Here is a 17517-nt window from a genome sequence, read left to right on the forward strand (position 1 = left end):
CTGAATGATCGACCATTCGTGCTCGGTGAGATCGTAACGTCGGCGCATGGCTGTCCTCCCCGTCGGCAGGACCAGTGAATCACCGCCTGAACGCGAAGGGAAGCAGGTTTATGGGTCCACGGCCTAGAATCGTAGAGTCCGAAACACGACACCGCTGCAAGTGAAATCAAGCAGTTACACTGGAAACTCCGTTAACCTTCCATTCATGTCTTGCTGAAAAGCTAACGTTCCCGAGCGGCCGCCTTGCGCCCTCAGGCCACGTATTTCGCCCGCATCCGCTGTTCCAGCCGCCTCAGGGCCAGCGAGAGCGAGATGGTCATGATCAGATAGATCAGCGCGACCACGTTATAGGTTTCGAAATAACGGAAATTGCCCGCTGCGGTGACCTTGCCCAATTGGGTGATGTCGGTCACGCCGAGCACGCTCACCAGCGACGAATCCTTGATCATCGCGATGAAATCGTTGCCGAGCGGCGGCATGATCGTGCGGATCGCCTGCGGAAAGATCACCAGGCGAAAGCGCAGCCAGCCGTTCAGCCCGAGCGCCTCGGCGGCCTCCACCTGGCCCTTTTCCACCGCCAGAAGCCCGGCGCGGAACACCTCGGCGATAAAGGCGGAATAGCCGATCATCAGCGCGATGATTGCGCGCCACATCAGCGAGAAATCGCGGGTGCGGATCGGGTCGAGCCCGACCCTCTCCAGCGCCCAGTTGGCGGCGGTGACCAGCCCCGGCGCGACGACGAAGGCCACGTAGAGCAGCAGCACGAGGATCGGCACGCCGCGGATGATCTCGATATAGAACCGCGCGAGCTGGCGCAGCAATGTAAAGCGCGAGAGCGAGGCGACCGCCAGCAGCAGCCCCACCAGCATCGCCAGGGCAAAGGCCACGAGCGTGACGAACACGGTGATGCCGATGCCCTTGGACAGCGTGGTGAGCACCCGGGCATAAAGATCGTCGGCGACGACCCGGTAGAGCAGGTAGCCCCCGATGGCCACTGCGGCGAGCAGCCACCAGGGAAATTCCCGGGTCTGGTCCGAAGACGGCGTCACCCGGTCATTCACCCATCTTGTAGTCGAGGAACCACTTGGTGTTGAGCGCGTCGATGGTGCCATCGTCCTTCATTGCGGCGATGGCGGCGTTGATCGGGGCGACCAGATCGGACCCTTTCGGGAAGATGAAGCCGAAATCCTCGGTGCCAAGCTTTTCGCCGACGATCTTCAGCCCGCCATCGGAGGCGGCCACGTAGCCGTTGCCGGCGGTGCTGTCGGTCAGCACCAGATCGACATCGCCCGCGCGCAGCGCCGCAACGCCGGCGCCGAAGGTTTCGAACTTGATGATGCGCGGATTGGCTTCGTCGCCGTCGAGCACGTCATAGACGCCCACATAGAACGGCGTGGTGCCGGGCTGGGCGGCCATCAGCAGATCGGGATCGGCGGCAAAGCTCGCGGCATCGGTGAAGCGGTCTTCATCGCCGCGCACCATCATGATCATCTCCGAGCGCATATAGGGATCGGAGAAATCCACCACCTCGGCGCGGTCGTCGCGGATGGTGATGCCGGTCATGCCCAGATCGTACTGGCCATCGGAAACGGCGGGGATCATCGCATCCCACGAGATATTCTCGTAGGCGACGGTGATGTTCAGCCGCCCGGCGATTTCGGCCATCGCATCGTATTCCCAGCCAACGGCATTGCCGCTCCCATCGATGAATTGCAGCGGCGGATAGGCGTTCTCGGTGACGACAACCACCTCGCGCCCGCCCAGATCGGGCAGATCGGCGGCGAAACTGGCGGTGGCCGTGACGGTGGCAGCCGCAAGGGTGGCGGCGAGGACAAAGGCTTTCATGGGCAGACTCCCGAAAATATGTGAACGCGGTCAGCTTATCCGGGCCAACGGCCAAGTCCAGTGGTGCCGTGAGGCCAGAACGCGGCAGGGCGAAAATGTCGCCTCAGCCCGTGCCGCAAACCGGGCAATCCTTGCGCCGCCTGGTGCGGATGACCCGGCTTTCTGCATAGAGCCCGTCCCAGATCAGAAGCCGCCCGCGCAGCCCGTCGCCGGCGCCGGCGATCTCCTTCACCGCCTCGCCCGCCATCATCGCCCCGATCACGCCCGGCAGCGGCCCGATCACGCCCGCCTCGGCGCAACTCGGCGCCAGCCCTTCGGCGGGCGCTTCGGGAAAGACGCATTGGTAGCAGGGCGCGCCGGTGGCCGGATCCCAGATCGAAAGCTGACCCTCCCACTGGGTGATCGCGCCGCCGATCACCGGCTTGCCGAGGCGCGCGGCGGCGCGGTTCACCAGGTAGCGGGTGGCGAAATTGTCGGAGCCTTCGAGGATCAGATCATAGTCCGCGAACAGCTCCTGCGCGATCTCCTCGGTGAGCCGCCGGTTATAGGGGCGCACGGTGATATGCGGGTTTTCCGCCGTCATCGCCCGCTCGGCGGAGAAGACCTTGGGTGTGCCGATATCGGCGTCGCGGTGGATCACCTGCCGCTGCAGGTTGGAATTCGAGACGATATCGTCGTCGATCACGCCGATCGTGCCCACCCCGGCGGCGGCCAGGTAGAGCAGCGCCGGGCTGCCCAGCCCTCCGGCTCCGACCACCAGCACCCGCGCCTCCTTCAGCGCCTTCTGCCCCGGCCCGCCGATCTCGCGCAGCACGATATGGCGGGCGTAGCGGTCGAGTTCGGCGGTCGAGAACGGGCCTTGCGGGGCGGCAGGCACGGCAGGCGCCGGATCTTTCGCCCGCGCGCGCAGCCAGCCAAGCGCCCGGATGTAGAGCGCCACCAGCACCACCACACCGGCCAGTGTCGCCCAGCCGGCGAAATTCCCGCCGAACAGCGCGGGCAGAGCATGGCCCGGCGGCAGCGCGGCATGGGCGATCAGGATCACCGCGAAGAGCAGCGCCGTCAGCCCCCAGCGCAGGGCCAGCGGCAGCCGCAGCCAGCTGCCCGGCCCCCAGATGGCGGCAATGGCAAGGAGAAAGACGATCATTTCCGTCCGGTCGAGCCGAAGCCGCCCTCGCCCCGGCCCGTCTCGCCCAGGCTATCGGTCAACTCATAGCTCATCTGCACCACGGGCGCGATCACCGCCTGGGCGATCCGGTCGCCATGATGGACCACATAGGGCTCCAGCCCGAGATTGATCAGCAGCACCCCGAGCGGCCCGCGATAATCGCTGTCGATCGTGCCCGGTGTGTTGGGCAGGGTGACGCCATGTTTCAGCGCCAGCCCCGAACGCGGACGGATCTGCATCTCGTAGCCCTGAGGGATTTCCACCCGCATCCCGGTGGGCACGATACGCCGCTCCATCGGCGCCAGCACGATGCCCAGATGGCGCTGATCGGCGGGCAGGTTGGCGCGCAGATCGGCGCCCGCCGCGCCGGCAGTCTCATAGCCCGGCAGCGCCAGCGCGGTATCGGCGCCCTCGTCCCAGATCACCCGGATCGTTTTCATGCCTCATCCCCCAGCGCCCCGGCGATGCGCGCCGCGAGCTTCGCCGCCACCTCAGCCTTGCCCATGCGCGGCCAGTCTTCCGCCCCGTCCGCCCGGATCAGATGCACCGCATTCTCGGCGCCGCCCATGATGCCCGTCTCCGGGCTTACATCGTTGGCGACGATCCAGTCACAGCCCTTGCGGGCGCGCTTGGCTATGGCATTGGCGATCACATCGTCGGTTTCAGCGGCGAAGCCCACGACAAGCCCGGGCCGGCCCTGTTTCATCTGGCTCACCGTGGCCAGGATGTCGGGGTTTTCGGCGAAATCGAGGGCGGGCAGCGCGCCCGAGCCGTCTTTCTTGATCTTGCTGCCCGATGCCGAAGCCACCCGCCAATCGGCCACGGCGGCGGCAAACACCGCCGCATCGGCGGGCAGCGCGGCCTCCACCGCCGCCAGCATCTCGCGCGCCGTCTCGACCCGCACCACATGCACACCGGCGGGCGGCGGCACCTCTGCCGGGCCGGTGACAAAGGTGACCTTCGCCCCCAACGCGGCAAGCGCCCGGGCAATCGCGCTGCCCTGCGCGCCGGAAGACCGGTTGGCGATGTAGCGCACCGGATCAATCGGCTCATGGGTCGGCCCGGAGGTGACCAGAACATGCCGGCCCTTGAGCGGCCCGTCCATCAGCGCCGACTGCACGGCATTGGCGATCTCGTCAGGTTCGGCCATCCGGCCCGGCCCGAACTCGCCGCAGGCCATCGCGCCCTCGGTCGGCCCGGCGAAGAGCACGCCATCGGCCCGGAGCGTGGCCACATTGCGCTGCGTCGCCGGATGCTCCCACATCCGCACATTCATCGCCGGGGCAACCAGCACGCGCTTGTCCGTGGCCATGAGAATTGTCGAGGCGAGATCGTTGGCCAGCCCCTGCGCCATCTTGGCCAGAAGATCGGCGGTGGCGGGCGCGACCACCACCAGATCGGCATCGCGCGACAGTTCGATATGGCCCATCTCGGCCTCGTCGGTGAGGTCGAACAGCTCGGTATAGACCTTCTCGGCCGAAAGCGCCGAGACCGAGAGCGGGGTAACGAATTCCTGCCCCGCCGGGGTGAGCACCGGCACAACGCTCGCGCCCCGCTCGCGCAGGATGCGGATCAGCGTCAGCGACTTGAACGCCGCCACGCCGCCGCCGATGATCAGAAGTATGCGTTTTCCCGCGAGCATCTGCGCCTCCGGCCAGCCTGCCCCTTGTTACGAAGACGGCGCGGCGGGCGCAATGCGGCTGTTATTGGGGCGGTGGGGCGCGTTGGGGCGGCGACAGTGGGGAGCGGCGGTAACATCTCGGTCAGATATGAACGGGATGTTACCGGGGACATTGAGGTAACATATTGATTTTGCTTTAGGTTAATAACTGATCCGGCACTAGTATTCTAGAACTCTAGAATCCTGATATCGCCATTTTCGACCGCGGCCCGGCCTGCAGCATCCACTCCTGAGCGTGGATATCCCGCTCATTCCTTGCCAGCACACATCGAAACGCCCGTCCCGTCAGCCGGCACTCTTTTCGAGAAACGCGCAGATCGCCGCCACCGCCGCGCCCATATCGGCGGCCGAGGCATGTTCCTCCGGTCGGTGGCTCACACCGCCCCGGCAGCGCACGAACAGCATCGCGATGGGGCAGAGATCGGCAATGGCCGAGGCGTCATGGGTCGCGCCGGAGGGCAGCGTCAGCCCCGTGCCGCCCCCGGCCTGCACCGCCGCCACGAGCCCCCCGGTCAGCACCGGATCGCAGGGCGCGGCGGGCTGGTGGTAGCTGCGGTGGATCTCGATGCCCAGCCCCTTCTCCGCGCCCAGCGCCCCGGCAAACCGGTGCAGCGCGGCCCCCGCCTCCTCGCGCACCGCATCGTCGGGGGCGCGCAACTCGACCATCGTGCGCACCTCGCGCGGCACAGCATTCACGGCTCCGGGGGCCAGATCGAGCGTGCCGACGGTGCCGAGCAGCCCCGGCGTGGCCCGCGCCATCCGGTCGACCTCGGTGATCAGGGCCGCCGCGCCCACCAGCGCGTCGCGGCGCATATGCATCGGCAGGGTGCCCGCATGGCCGGTCTCGCCCGAGATCACCACCGGGTGGCGCTCGATGCCGCAGATCGCGGTGACGACGCCCAGCGCCTGCCCTTCGGCCTCCAGCACCGGGCCCTGTTCGATATGGGTTTCGAGATAGCCGAGCACACTGGCCGGATCGCGCGCGAGGCCGGCAATCGCATCCGGCTCCAGCCCGAAACCCGCCATCGCGTCGCGCAGCCGCACACCGCCCGCATCCTGCATCTCCAGCACGGCGGGATCAAATGTGCCCGCCAGCGCACGGGGGCCAAGCAGAGCGGTGGGAAAGCGCACGCCCTCCTCATCGGCAAAGGCCAGCACCTCGACGGCGAAGGGCAGGTCCACCCCGTCCGCCGCGAGCTTTTCCAGCGCGACGAGCGGCAGCACCACGCCCATGATCCCATCGAAACCGCCGCCTTCGCGCACGGAATCCTGATGTGAGCCCAGCAGGAAAGTGGGCGCGCCCGGCGGGCCTTCGCGCCGCGCGATCAGCGTGCCCGCCGCATCGAGCCGCACGGAAAGCCCCGCCGCCTCCATCCAGCCGGTGAGCAGATCGAGCGCGGCGCGGTGTTCGGGCGTGAACGGCAGCCGGGTGACGCCCGGCCCCGGCGCGGAGCATTCGGCCAGCGCGGCCAGCCTTTCGGCGGCATGCCGGCCCCAATCAGCCGCCATAGATGCGCTCCGGATCGTCGAGGCAGGGCACCTGCCGCGCCCAATCGGCGTAGTCGCCCGATGTGGCGCGGGCGAGCAGGTCTTCCAGCGCCGCGAGCGGATGCTCCGCATGGTCGATCCGCAGGGTCAGCGGGGCATGGGCCGGCGAGACCACCAGCAGCGCCGCCGACAGCAGCCCGCGCGAATCGCTCCCCGCCGACTCTGCGGCCCGCAGCCCGGCGAGCAGCCGTTCGGGAAAACTGCCGGTGGCGGAGAGAAACCCGTCGGCCAGCGCATCGACCACCTCCGGCCCCGCCAGCATGTTGCCCGCCGCGATCCCGCCGGGGAACAGCCGCTCGCCGGTCACCGGCGTGTTGGACTTGCCGGTATAGGCCGCGCCCGGCCCCGTCAGCGGCAGCGCCGAAAGCTGGCGCTGCGCCCGGCCGGCATCGGGCTCGGTCACCGCGCGCACCGCTTTTTCAGCGCTTTGGCCGTTCGCCATCATCTCCAGCACATCCTCGCCCCAGAAGGTCGAGGGGGCCATTCCCTGGCTCGCGCTCATCCCCGCCAGCGCATGGCCGCGCAGCACCCAGCCGCCCACGCACAGGCTGCCGGTGGCCGCCGCGCCGCCGATGGCACCACTCTCTTCGTCGCGCGCAAGGATCGAAAACGTCATGACACCTCCCCGGTTCGATTTCGGATATCTATCATGAAAAATTGACCGAAACAATTAATCATGATAATTCGGCCTCATCATAACGATCCATAAACCAACTGGGAGTGCATCAGATGAAACCTTTCGAATGGACCCGGCGGAGCCTCTTCGCGGCGGTCGCCGGCGTGGCGCTGGCCGCCGGTCTCGGAGCGCCCGCGCTCGCACAGACCCCGCCCGGCGTGCTGGTCGTGGGCCAGATCGCCGAGCCGAAATCGCTCGATCCGGCGGCGGTAACGGCAGTGAACGATTTCCGCATTCTGGTGAACCTCTATGAAGGTCTGCTGCGTTACCAGCCCGGCACGCTGGAAGTGGGCCCCGGCCTCGCCGAAAGCTGGGACGTGTCGGAAGACGGCACCGTCTACACCTTCCATCTGCGCGACGGCGTGATGTTCCATGACGGCACCCCGTTCAACGCAGAGGCGGTGAAGTTCAACTTCGACCGGATGCTGAACGAGGACCATCCCTACCACAATACCGGCCCCTTCCCGCTGGCCTTCTACTTCTCGTCGATCGCCTCGACGGAGGTGGTGGACGATCTGACGGTGCAGATCACGCTGAACGCCCCCTATGCGCCGTTCCTGTCGAACCTCGCCTACCCGACCGGGCTGATGGTCTCGCCCAGCGCGGTGATGGAACATGGCGCCGATTTCGGCCGCAATCCCGCTGGCACCGGCCCGTTCAAATTCGCCGAATGGCGCTCGAACGAGGCGGTGGTGATCGAGAAGAACCCCGATTACTGGGGCGATCCCGCCGGCACCGATGCGGTGGTGTTCCGCCCGATCACCGATGCCAATACCCGCGTGGCCGAAATGCTCGCCGGTGGCATCGACCTGATGGTCGAAGTGCCGCCCACCGCGCTTTCGGAATTCCAGGGCGAAAGCTTCAGCGTGGTCGAACAGGCCGGCCCGCATCTGTGGTTCCTGATCCTGAACGCCAAGGAAGGCCCGTTTGCCGACAAGCTGGTGCGCCAGGCGGCGAATTACGCGATCAACAAGGACGCGATCGTGAACGACGTGCTCGAAGGCACCGCCGAAGTGGCCGCCGGGCCGACGCCGCCCGCCTTCACCTGGGCCTATGACGAGAGCCTCGCTCCCTATCCCTACGACCCGGACAAGGCGCGCGAACTCATCGCCGAAGCCGGGGCCGAGGGCGCGGAGCTGACCTTCTATGTCACCGAAGGCGGGTCGGGGATGCTCGATCCGATCCCGATGGGCACCGCGATCCAGGCCGACCTGAACGCCGTGGGTTTCGACGTGAAGATCGAAACCTATGAGTGGAACACCTTCCTGGGCGAAGTGAACCCGGGGCTTGAGGGCAAGGCGGACATGGCCGAAATGGCCTGGATGACCAACGACCCCGACACCCTGCCCTTCCTCGCGCTGCGCACCGCCGCCTGGCCGGATCAGGGCGGGTTCAACTCCGGCTATTACTCCAACCCGGAAGTCGACGCGCTGCTCGAAGCCGCCCAGACCGCGACCGATCTCGACGAGCGCGCCGCGCTTTACAAAGAGATGCAGCAGATCGTGCATGACGACGCGCCCTGGGTCTTCGTCGCGAACTGGAAGCAGAACGCGGTGACGAGCGACAAGGTCGAGAACCTGACGCTGGAACCCTCCTTCCTGCTCTATCTCGAAGACGTGGTGAAGAACTGATGGGCCTCGGGCGGGGTATACCCCGCCCGACCCGACGGGGGCTCTGCCCCGTCGTGCCGGAGGCACGCCTCCGGGATATTTCCAGCAAGATGAAAGGGGGCGAAGGCTGTTTTCTTCGCTGCGGACGGGAGAGCCATGGGCGCCTATATCCTGAAACGACTGATCTCGGCGGTGCCGGTTCTGCTTGGCATCACCATCATCGTCTTCCTGATCATGGCGATGATCCCCGGCGATCCGGCCACGGCGATCCTCGGCAGCTATGCCACGCCGGAAAACGTCGAAAAGCTCAACCGCGATCTCGGGCTCGATCAGCCGCTGATCAACCGGTATTTCATCTGGCTCGGCAATATGCTCACCGGCGATTTCGGCCGCAGCTACAGCCTGAACCGCCCGGTGCTCGACGAGATCCTCGACCGGTTCAACGCGACCCTGATATTGGCGGGCGTGTCCTTTGTGATGTGTTCGGTGCTCGGCATTCTTGCCGGGGTGGTTTCGGCCACCCGCCAATACGGGTTCGCGGACAAGGCGATCACCTTCATCGTGCTGATCGGCATTTCGGTGCCGAGCTTCTTTCTCGGCATGATGATGATCCTGCTGTTTGCCGTGAACCTGCGGCTCCTCCCCGTTTCGGGCATGTATGCGATCTATGGCGGCGGCGATCTGCCCGACCTTGCCAGGCACCTGATCATGCCGGCCACGGCGCTGGCGGTGGTGGCCACGGGGGTGATCGCCCGGCTCTCGCGCTCGGCCATGCTGGAGGTGCTGCGGCAGGATTACATCCGCACCGCACGCGCCAAGGGGGTGGATGAGCGCCGGGTGATCATGGGTCATGCCCTGCGTGCGGCGATGGTAAGCATCATTCCGGTGCTCGGCATTCAGGCGGGCTTCGTGCTGTCGGGTTCGGTCTATATCGAGATCGTCTTCCAGTGGCCCGGCGTCGGCCGGATGCTGGTGGACGCGATCCTGAAGCGCGACATCATTCTGGTGCAGGGCGGCGTCGTCTTCGTCGCCGGGGCTTACGTGTTCTTCAACATCGTGGTGGACGTGGCGCAATCGCTCCTCGACCCGAGGATCAAGACATGACCACCTTTCTCAAGCTCCTCTTTCGCAACCGCCTTGCCGCCGTGGGCGCGGTGGTGCTCGCCGCGATCCTGCTCCTTGCCCTGATCACCCCGATCCTGCCGCTGGCCGACCCGGACGTGACCGCCACCGCCGACCGCTTTCAGCGCCCGTTCAGCACGGGGCATCTGCTCGGCACCGACCATCTGGGCCGCGATCTGCTTTCGCGGCTCTTGTGGGGCACGCGGCTTTCGCTGGCCGTGGGCATCGTCGCCGCGCTGGTGGCGGCCACGATCGGCTCGGGGATCGGCATCGTCGCGGGCTATTTCGGCGGGCGCACCGACAATATCATCATGCGCGGCGTCGATATGCTGATGGCGTTCCCGTATATCCTGCTGGCGCTGGCCATCGTCGCCGCGCTGGGGCCGGGGCTGATGAACGCGCTGATCGCCGTGGCGGCGGTGAACATCCCGTTCTTCGCGCGGAACATCCGCGGCGTGACGGTGGGGCTGGCGGGGCGCGAATTCATCGACGCCGCCCGGCTTGCCGGGATGGGCCATACCCGCATCATCCTTACCGAGCTTCTGCCCAACGTGCTCTCGACCATCGTCATCGCCATGTCGACCACGGTGGGCTGGATGATCCTCGAAACCGCCGGCCTCTCGTTCCTCGGCCTTGGCAGTCAGCCGCCGCAGGCCGATCTCGGCTCGATGCTGGGCGAGGCGCGCTCGGCGCTGATCACCAATCCGCATACCTCGGTGGTGCCGGGGATCATGATCTTTCTGATCGTGATGAGCATCAACCTGCTCGGCGACGGGGTGCGCGATGCCCTCGACCCGCGGTTGCGCTCCGGCGCGCTCACCCGCCCCCGCGCGGTAACGCTGGTGGACCGGCGCGGCAACGTGCCCCATGCCGATCAGAAGGGGCTTTTGAACATCCAGCAATTGGAAACGCAGTTCCATGTCGGCCCCCGTGTCTATCGCGCGGTCAACAAGGTGTCGCTCCACGTCAATCCCGGCGAGGCGCTGGGGGTGATCGGCGAGAGCGGCTCGGGCAAATCCGTCACCGCGCTCTCGGTGATGGGGCTGGTGGCCAGCCCGCCCGGCGTGATCACCGGCGGCGCGGTGCGGTATGAGGGCGAAGACCTGCTGGCAGCGAGCTATGACAGCCTGCGCCGCAAGCGCGGCAACAACGTGGCCTATATCTTTCAGGATCCGCTCAGCACCCTGCATCCGCTCTACCGGGTGGGCGACCAGCTGATCGAGGCGATCCAGGCCCATCACAAGGTGCCCGATGCCGAGGCGAAGGCGCGCGCCATCGAATTGCTGAAAGCCGTGCGCATCCCCAATCCCGAAAGCCGCATCCGCAATTTTCCGCATGAGATGTCGGGCGGGATGCGCCAGCGTGTCGGCATCGCCATGGCGCTGGCCAACGACCCCGATGTGATCATCGCCGACGAGCCGACGACGGCGCTCGACGTGACGGTGCAGGCGCAGATCCTCTCCCTGCTCGACGATCTGCGCCGCGAGCGCGGGCTGGCGATCATCTTCATCACCCACGATTTCGGCGTGGTGGCGCAGCTTTGCGACCGGGTGGCGGTGATGTATGCGGGCCGGATCGTCGAGGAAGGGCCGACCGCGACCATCCTCGAACACCCCGCCCATCCCTACACCAAGCGCCTGATGGCCTGTGTGCCGGAACTGGGCGGCGGCAAGCGCGAGTTGGCGGCCATTCCCGGCCTGCCGCCGGTGGTGTCGGACCTGCCGCCGGGCTGCGCCTTCGCGCCGCGCTGCACCAAGGCCACCGAGGCGTGCCAACAGGGCGAGATCGACCTGGCCGGCACCGCCACCCACACGGTGCGCTGCATCCATCCCGAGGAGGAACTGGCATGACCGCGCTCAAGGTTCGTGATCTGTCGAAGACCTTCCCGATCGGCGGCGGGCTGCTGGGCAGGGCGCGCGCCGGGGTGCGTGCCGTCCGGCCGATGAGCTTCGAGGTGCAGACCGGCGAAACGCTGGGCATCGTCGGTGAATCCGGCTGCGGCAAGTCCACGCTGGCGCGGATGCTGGTGGGGCTGCTGGAGCCCACCACCGGCCGGATCGAGATCGAGGACCGCCCGCTCGACAATGCCGACCCGGCGGCCTTCGGCAAGCTGATCCAGTATGTGTTTCAGGACCCGGTCAGCAGCCTCAACCCGCGCAAGACGATCAAGCAGATCATGGAGGCGCCGTTGAAGCGCCTCTATGGCCTCGACGCCGAGGAGCGCATGGGGCGCATCCGCGAAATCTTCGCCAGCGTGAACCTGCGCGAAGAGTTTCTCGACCGTTATCCGCACGAGTTTTCCGGCGGGCAGGCCCAGCGCATCGGCATTGCCCGCGCCCTTGCCGCCGCGCCCCGGATCATCATCCTCGACGAGCCGGTCAGCGCGCTCGACGTGTCGGTGCAGGCGCAGGTGCTGAACCTGCTGGCCGGGCTGCGCGAGGAGTTCAACCTCACCTATCTGTTCATCAGCCACGATCTTGCCGTGGTCGAGGCGGTGAGCGACCGGATCATGGTGCTCTATTTCGGCTCGGTGGTCGAGATCGGCCCGGCCGAGGAGGTTTTCAAAACCCCGCGCCACCCCTATACCAAGTTGTTAGCCGACAGCGCCCCGGTGGTGGGGCGAGCCCTGAGCGCGCCGGAGCAGAAAGACAGCGAGCTGCCCGATCCGCTCAACCCGCCCACCGGCTGCGCCTTCGCCGGGCGCTGCCCCCGCGCCACCGAGCGGTGCCTTACCGCCGAGCCTGAACTGAAACCGCTGGGAGAGCATCAGCTTGCCGCCTGCCACCACCCGCTTGAAGGATGAGCCGGAGCGTCCGCGCCTGAGCCGCCCGGCCCGCGTGGCCGAGGAGATCAAGGACTGGATCGTCCAGGAGCATTTCAGCGCGGGCGACAGGCTGCCATCGGAGCCGGACCTGATCGAGCGCTTCGGCATGGCCAAGGGCACGATCCGCGAGGCGATGCGCATCCTAGAAGCGCAGGGGCTGGTGAAAAGCCGCACCGGGCCGGGCGGCGGCACCTTCGTCCATGAGGTCTCGAAAGAGCGGGCACGGGCGCTGCTGGGCAATTACTTCTACTTCAAGGATCTCACGATCAAAGACATCTACCAGCTTCGCCGTGTGCTGGAGCCGGAACTGGCCGCCTCGCTCGCCGGCACGTTGTCGGACGATGTGCTGGAGCAGCTTCGCGAGATCGTCGGCGAATATTCCGAGCCCGCCAGCACGATCGACGAAGAGCGCGAACAGCACGTCGCCTCGCTGCGGTTTCACGCTCTTCTGGCCGAGCAGGCCGACAATGCGCTGCTCGGGTTCCTGATCGACTTCATGGTCAACATGCTGTCGGACCTGACCGTCTACCGCAAACTCTACGAGCCGCCCAATGTCGAACTCTGGCAGCGCGGCGCGGCGTTTCACCTCGAACTGATCGACGCGCTGCGCCTGGGCGACGCCGACACGGCGCGGCTGGTGATGCGCGATCACATGGAGACGGCCCAGAAGCTCATGGAAGGGCAGGAAGCCGAGATGCAGCGGCGGTTCATCACCGAGTGAGACGCGCCGGGGTGTCACATCTCCGGCCCCCCGGGGAGCAGTCTGCCGGCATGACGCAAGCGGCCTGCCACGAGGCAAAGCGCCCGTTCAGATTTGCCGCACCCCGGGATCGCGCACGCTTTCCATCGAAACGAAGGTGGAGGTGGCGGCCACATGCGGCAGGCGCGAGACGCTTTCGCTCAGCACCCGGCGATACTCGCGGATATCGCGGGTGCGCACTTTGATCAGGTAATCGAACCCGCCCGCGATCATGTGGCATTCCTCCACTTCGGGGATCTGGCGCACCGCCGCGTTGAAGGCCTGCAATGCCTGCTCGCGGGTATCGGACAGGCGAAGCTGCATGAAGGCCACATGCTCCAGCCCCAGTTTGCGCGCCGACAGCTCGGCGCGGTAGCCGGTGATCACCCCCTCCGCCTCCAGCCGCTTCACCCGCGCGGTGACCGGCGATTTCGACAATCCGACCGTCTGCCCCAGCTCGATCATCGAGATCCGCCCGTCGCGTGCGAGCGCGTCGAGAATGGCGCGGTCGATCTTGTCGAGTCTCGGCGGGGTATCGTCCTGCATGTCTGTTTTCCTGTTCTGACCGTGCATTTCAGCCGTTTCGCCTTTGCGATTTCCATCTTCGGGAAATCTGGGCGGTTCGGATGGGATATTATGGCCTCATAGCCTTCAGGGAAACCCGCCATGATCGACCTCGACCCGAAATGGGACCGCGCCAAGCGCCGTGACGAAACCGAACTGCTCGCGGCGCTCACCGAAACCGCCGCGCTTGACGAGGCGGCGCGCGCCGCCATCGTCACCAAGGCCGCCGGGCTGGTCGAGCGCATCCGCAAAGCCTCGCGCCCCGGCCTGATGGATGTGTTCCTTGCCGAATACGGGCTATCCACCGATGAGGGCGTGGCGCTGATGTGTCTGGCCGAGGCGCTTCTGCGCGTGCCCGACGCCGACACGATCGACGCGCTGATCGAAGACAAGATCGCACCGTCCGACTGGTCGAAGCATATCGGCCATTCGACCTCGCCGCTGGTCAACGCCTCCACATGGGGCCTGTTGCTCACCGGCAAGGTGCTGGACGAGGCCGAGCCGGGCATCGCGGGGATGCTGCGCGGCATGGTGCGGCGTCTGGGCGAGCCGGTGATCCGCACCGCCGTGGGCCGGGCGATGCGCGAGATGGGCCGGCAATTCGTGCTCGGGCAGGATATCGGCGCGGCGATGAAACGCGCCGAGGGCAAAGAGGCCAGGGGCTTCACCTATTCCTACGACATGCTGGGCGAGGCGGCGATGAATGCCACCGATGCCGCCCGCTATGCCGAGGCTTACGCCCGCGCCATCGCCGCCATTTCCGCCGCCTGCAAGCCCGGCGACATCGCCACCAATCCCGGTATCTCGGTCAAGCTCTCGGCGCTGCATCCGCGCTATGAAGTGGCCAAGACGGCGCGGGTGATGGCCGAGCTGGTGCCGGTTCTCTCCCGCCTCGCCCGCCAGGCCGCCGCGGCGGGGATGGGCCTCAACGTCGATGCCGAAGAGGCCGACCGGCTGGGCCTCTCGCTCAAGGTGATCGAGGTGGTTCTGGCCGACCCGGCACTGGCCGGATGGGACGGCCTCGGCGTGGTGGTGCAAGCCTATGGCCGCCGCGCGGGCAAGGTGATCGAAGGGCTCTACGAGATCGCCGCCCGGCTCGACCGGCGGATCATGGTGCGGCTGGTCAAGGGCGCCTATTGGGATACCGAGATCAAGCACGCGCAGGTGCAGGGGCTGGCGGATTTTCCGGTGTTCACCCGCAAGGCCGCCACCGATGTGAGCTATCTCGCCAATGCAAGCCGGCTGCTGCGGATGACCGACCGGATCTATCCGCAATTCGCCACCCACAACGCCCATACCGTCGCCGCGATCCTGCATATGGCCGAGGGCCTCGCGCCTTCGGCCTACGAGTTCCAGCGCCTGCACGGGATGGGCGAGGCGCTGCACGATATCGTGCATGCCGAGCACGGCACACGCTGCCGGATCTACGCCCCGGTCGGCGCGCATCGCGATCTGCTCGCCTATCTCGTGCGGCGGCTGCTGGAGAACGGGGCCAACTCCTCCTTCGTCAACCAGATCGTCGACGATGCCGTGCCCGCGACCGAGGTCGCCGCCTGCCCGTTCGAGACGCTGGCGCAGGCGCCGGGGCCGTTCGAGCCGGCGCTGCAGACCGGGCCGGAACTGTTCGCCCCCGAGCGGGCGAACGCGGCGGGGTTCGATCTGTTCGACGTGACCGAGCTTCAGCGCATCGACGCCGCCCGCCCCGCCCCCGCGCCCTGGCGGGTGGCGCCGATCCTTGCCGGGCCGGTCGCGGGTGACGCGGTGGAAGCGGCCCATAACCCCGCCACCGGCGAAAAGATCGGCGACGTGGTGCTGTCCAGCGTGGCGGATGTGGAAACCGCGCTCGCCTCTGCCGCCCCATGGGATGCCCCCGCCGAGACCCGCGCCGAGGTGCTGAACCGCACCGCCGATCTTTACGAGCGCAACTTCGGCACGCTCTTCGCCCTGCTCGCCACCGAAGCGGGCAAGACCCTGCCCGACGCCGTGGCCGAGCTGCGCGAAGCGGTGGATTTCCTGCACTACTACGCCGCCGGGGCGCGCGGGCAGGCGCATGGCCCGCGCGGCATTTTCACCTGTATTTCGCCGTGGAACTTTCCGCTCGCCATCTTCACCGGCCAGATCGCGGCGGCGCTGGCCACCGGCAACGCGGTGCTGGCCAAACCGGCCGAAACCACCCCGGCCATCGCCGCCTGGGGCGTGCGGCTGATGCATGAGGCGGGCGTGCCGCGCACCGCGCTTCAGCTTCTGCCGGGCCATGGCAGCGTGATCGGCGCGGCGCTCACCTCCGATGCACGAGTGAACGGCGTGGCCTTCACCGGCTCCACCGCCACCGCCCGCCACATCCAGCGCGCCATGGCCGGGGCCTGCGAACCGGGCACGCCGCTAATCGCCGAAACCGGCGGGCTGAACGCAATGGTGGTCGATTCGACCGCCCTGCCCGAACAGGCGGTGCGCGATATCGTGGCTTCGGCCTTCCAGTCTGCGGGGCAACGCTGCTCGGCGCTGCGCTGCCTCTACGTGCAGGAGGACGTGGCCGGCACGATCCGCGAGATGCTGATCGGGGCGATGGACGAGCTGGCGCTCGGCGATCCGTGGGAGCTCGCCACCGATGTCGGCCCGGTGATCACGCCCGCGGCGCGCGACGGGATCGCCGCCTATGTCGATGCCGCCGAGGCGGAGGGACGGCTGATCCACCGGCTCGCCGCGCCGCCGCAGGGCACCTTCGTGGCGCCTTCGCTGATCTCGGTCGGCGGCATTCGCGATCTGGAGCGTGAAGTGTTCGGCCCGGTGCTGCACCTCGCCACCTTCAGGGCGCGCGATCTGGCGCAGGTCATCGCCGATGTGAACGCCACCGGCTACGGCCTCACCTTCGGGCTGCACACAAGGATCGACGACCGGGTGCAGCAGATCGCCGATGCGGTGCAGGCGGGCAATATCTACGCCAACCGCAACCAGATCGGCGCCGTGGTCGGCAGCCAGCCGTTTGGCGGCGAGGGGCTGTCGGGCACCGGGCCAAAGGCGGGCGGGCCGCATTACCTTGCCCGTTTCACCCGCGCGCCCGGACCGCGCGCCAATATCCGCCCCGAAGGTAAGGCCGATACCGCCAGGATCGCCGCCGCGCTCGATACCGGCGCGCCTGCCGTGGTGAGCACCTGCCACCTGCCCGGCCCCACCGGCGAGTTGAACCGGCTCACCACCCTGCCGCGCCCGCCGGTGCTCTGCCTCGGGCCGGGGCCGAAAGCGGTGCGCATGCAGGTCGAGGCGGTGGAAAAGCTGGGCGGGCGTGCCGTGGCCGTGGGTGCGGGGCTGGACCCGGCGGCGCTCGCCACCCTGCCCCCCTTCGGCGCGCTGATCTGGTGGGGCGACGACGACACCGCCCGCGCCTATGCCACGGCACTGGCCGGGCGGGACGGGCCGATCCTGCCGCTCGTCACCGGCCAGCCCGATGCGGCCCATGTGCTGTATGAGCGCCATCTCTGCGTCGACACCACCGCAGCCGGCGGCAATGCCAGCCTGCTCGCGGGCGGCTGACGCCCCAAACAAAACGCCCCGGCCGCCTGGCCGGGGCGTTCGCTTGCTAGGGAAAGGCCGGGGTCAGCCCTTGCCCTTCAGGTCGTTGTAGAGCTGGAATGCCTGCCCGGGTTTCTCCAGATCGTGCACCACCGCCGATACCGCCTGGATCATCGCAACCGGGTCTTCCGCCTGGAAGATGTTGCGCCCCATATCGACACCCAGCGCCC

At 67.4% G+C, this 17517-nt stretch carries 14 protein-coding genes; 6 read left to right on the forward strand and 8 right to left on the reverse strand.

The annotated features are described in order from the left end of the window. Positions 1–251: 251 nt before the first annotated feature. The 7 genes from QMG28_RS20735 to QMG28_RS20765 all read right to left on the reverse strand — a co-directional run bounded on the left by QMG28_RS20735 (position 252) and on the right by QMG28_RS20765 (position 6858). Entirely contained in the window at positions 252–1049 is a 798-nt protein-coding gene (locus QMG28_RS20735) for an amino acid ABC transporter permease (RefSeq protein ID WP_281844126.1), read from the reverse strand. Positions 1050–1053: 4 nt separating this feature from the next. Continuing rightward, positions 1054–1845: a transporter substrate-binding domain-containing protein gene (locus QMG28_RS20740; RefSeq protein ID WP_281844127.1), complete on the reverse strand. Its 792-nt coding sequence runs from the start codon at positions 1843–1845 to the stop codon at positions 1054–1056. A 103-nt stretch (positions 1846–1948) separates the two neighbouring features. Then, positions 1949–2992: a HesA/MoeB/ThiF family protein gene (locus tag QMG28_RS20745; protein WP_281844128.1), complete on the reverse strand. Its 1044-nt coding sequence runs from the start codon at positions 2990–2992 to the stop codon at positions 1949–1951. Then, complete coding sequence (dut, locus tag QMG28_RS20750) at positions 2989–3453, reverse strand: dUTP diphosphatase (protein WP_281844129.1); 465 nt, start codon at positions 3451–3453, stop codon at positions 2989–2991. Before dut ends, QMG28_RS20745 begins: the two co-directional genes overlap by 4 nt. After that, complete coding sequence (gene coaBC, locus QMG28_RS20755; RefSeq protein ID WP_281844130.1) at positions 3450–4655, reverse strand: bifunctional phosphopantothenoylcysteine decarboxylase/phosphopantothenate--cysteine ligase CoaBC; 1206 nt, start codon at positions 4653–4655, stop codon at positions 3450–3452. Before coaBC ends, dut begins: the two co-directional genes overlap by 4 nt. A 324-nt stretch (positions 4656–4979) precedes the next feature. Continuing rightward, positions 4980–6203 carry a M20 family metallo-hydrolase gene (locus QMG28_RS20760; RefSeq protein WP_281844131.1) on the reverse strand — a complete coding sequence of 408 codons (1224 nt, stop codon included), beginning with the start codon at positions 6201–6203 and terminating at the stop codon, positions 4980–4982. After that, the gene (locus QMG28_RS20765; RefSeq protein ID WP_281844132.1) at positions 6193–6858 is read right to left on the reverse strand and encodes a DUF1028 domain-containing protein; all 666 of its coding nucleotides are present in this window, start codon (positions 6856–6858) and stop codon (positions 6193–6195) included. The genes QMG28_RS20760 and QMG28_RS20765 overlap by 11 nt, the downstream gene beginning before the upstream one ends. Before the next feature lie 113 nt (positions 6859–6971). Between QMG28_RS20765 and QMG28_RS20770 the strand changes: the two genes are divergently transcribed. The 5 genes from QMG28_RS20770 to QMG28_RS20790 all read left to right on the forward strand — a co-directional run bounded on the left by QMG28_RS20770 (position 6972) and on the right by QMG28_RS20790 (position 13195). Further along, positions 6972–8549: an ABC transporter substrate-binding protein gene (locus tag QMG28_RS20770; RefSeq protein ID WP_281844133.1), complete on the forward strand. Its 1578-nt coding sequence runs from the start codon at positions 6972–6974 to the stop codon at positions 8547–8549. A 135-nt stretch (positions 8550–8684) separates the two neighbouring features. Next, positions 8685–9632, forward strand: coding sequence for an ABC transporter permease (locus QMG28_RS20775; protein ID WP_281844134.1), 948 nt, complete (start codon positions 8685–8687; stop codon positions 9630–9632). Then, positions 9629–11500, forward strand: a complete 1872-nt coding sequence (locus QMG28_RS20780; RefSeq protein ID WP_281844135.1) for a dipeptide/oligopeptide/nickel ABC transporter permease/ATP-binding protein — start codon at positions 9629–9631, stop codon at positions 11498–11500. Before QMG28_RS20775 ends, QMG28_RS20780 begins: the two co-directional genes overlap by 4 nt. After that, on the forward strand, positions 11497–12453 hold the full coding sequence (locus QMG28_RS20785) for an ABC transporter ATP-binding protein (protein WP_281844136.1): 957 nt from the start codon (positions 11497–11499) through the stop codon (positions 12451–12453). Before QMG28_RS20780 ends, QMG28_RS20785 begins: the two co-directional genes overlap by 4 nt. After that, positions 12443–13195 (forward strand): FadR/GntR family transcriptional regulator, encoded by a 753-nt coding sequence (locus QMG28_RS20790; protein WP_281844137.1) that lies wholly within the window; start codon positions 12443–12445, stop codon positions 13193–13195. Before QMG28_RS20785 ends, QMG28_RS20790 begins: the two co-directional genes overlap by 11 nt. Before the next feature lie 87 nt (positions 13196–13282). Here the strand turns inward: QMG28_RS20790 and QMG28_RS20795 are convergent, their stop codons facing one another. Beyond that, a complete protein-coding gene (locus tag QMG28_RS20795) occupies positions 13283–13759 on the reverse strand; it encodes an Lrp/AsnC family transcriptional regulator (RefSeq protein WP_281844138.1) in 477 nt (158 codons plus the stop codon). A gap of 120 nt (positions 13760–13879) precedes the next feature. On the opposite strand from QMG28_RS20795, the gene putA reads away from it, so the two are divergent. Then, on the forward strand, positions 13880–17308 hold the full coding sequence (putA, locus tag QMG28_RS20800) for a bifunctional proline dehydrogenase/L-glutamate gamma-semialdehyde dehydrogenase PutA (protein ID WP_281844139.1): 3429 nt from the start codon (positions 13880–13882) through the stop codon (positions 17306–17308). Positions 17309–17517: the final 209 nt, after the last annotated feature.

The organism is Sinisalibacter aestuarii (assembly GCF_027923545.1).
Taxonomy (GTDB): domain Bacteria; phylum Pseudomonadota; class Alphaproteobacteria; order Rhodobacterales; family Rhodobacteraceae; genus Sinisalibacter; species Sinisalibacter aestuarii.

Excerpts from the sequence above, each read along its gene's own strand:
- QMG28_RS20740 (WP_281844127.1), bottom strand. The coding sequence starts at position 1,845 with ATGAAAGCCTTTGTCCTCGCCGCCACCCTTGCGGCTGCCACCGTCACG.
- QMG28_RS20745 (WP_281844128.1), bottom strand. The coding sequence starts at position 2,992 with ATGATCGTCTTTCTCCTTGCCATTGCCGCCATCTGGGGGCCGGGCAGC.
- dut (WP_281844129.1), bottom strand. The coding sequence starts at position 3,453 with ATGAAAACGATCCGGGTGATCTGGGACGAGGGCGCCGATACCGCGCTG.
- coaBC (WP_281844130.1), bottom strand. The coding sequence starts at position 4,655 with ATGCTCGCGGGAAAACGCATACTTCTGATCATCGGCGGCGGCGTGGCG.
- QMG28_RS20760 (WP_281844131.1), bottom strand. The coding sequence starts at position 6,203 with ATGGCGGCTGATTGGGGCCGGCATGCCGCCGAAAGGCTGGCCGCGCTG.
- QMG28_RS20765 (WP_281844132.1), bottom strand. The coding sequence starts at position 6,858 with ATGACGTTTTCGATCCTTGCGCGCGACGAAGAGAGTGGTGCCATCGGC.
- QMG28_RS20770 (WP_281844133.1), top strand. The coding sequence starts at position 6,972 with ATGAAACCTTTCGAATGGACCCGGCGGAGCCTCTTCGCGGCGGTCGCC.
- QMG28_RS20775 (WP_281844134.1), top strand. The coding sequence starts at position 8,685 with ATGGGCGCCTATATCCTGAAACGACTGATCTCGGCGGTGCCGGTTCTG.
- QMG28_RS20780 (WP_281844135.1), top strand. The coding sequence starts at position 9,629 with ATGACCACCTTTCTCAAGCTCCTCTTTCGCAACCGCCTTGCCGCCGTG.
- QMG28_RS20785 (WP_281844136.1), top strand. The coding sequence starts at position 11,497 with ATGACCGCGCTCAAGGTTCGTGATCTGTCGAAGACCTTCCCGATCGGC.
- QMG28_RS20795 (WP_281844138.1), bottom strand. The coding sequence starts at position 13,759 with ATGCAGGACGATACCCCGCCGAGACTCGACAAGATCGACCGCGCCATT.
- putA (WP_281844139.1), top strand. The coding sequence starts at position 13,880 with ATGATCGACCTCGACCCGAAATGGGACCGCGCCAAGCGCCGTGACGAA.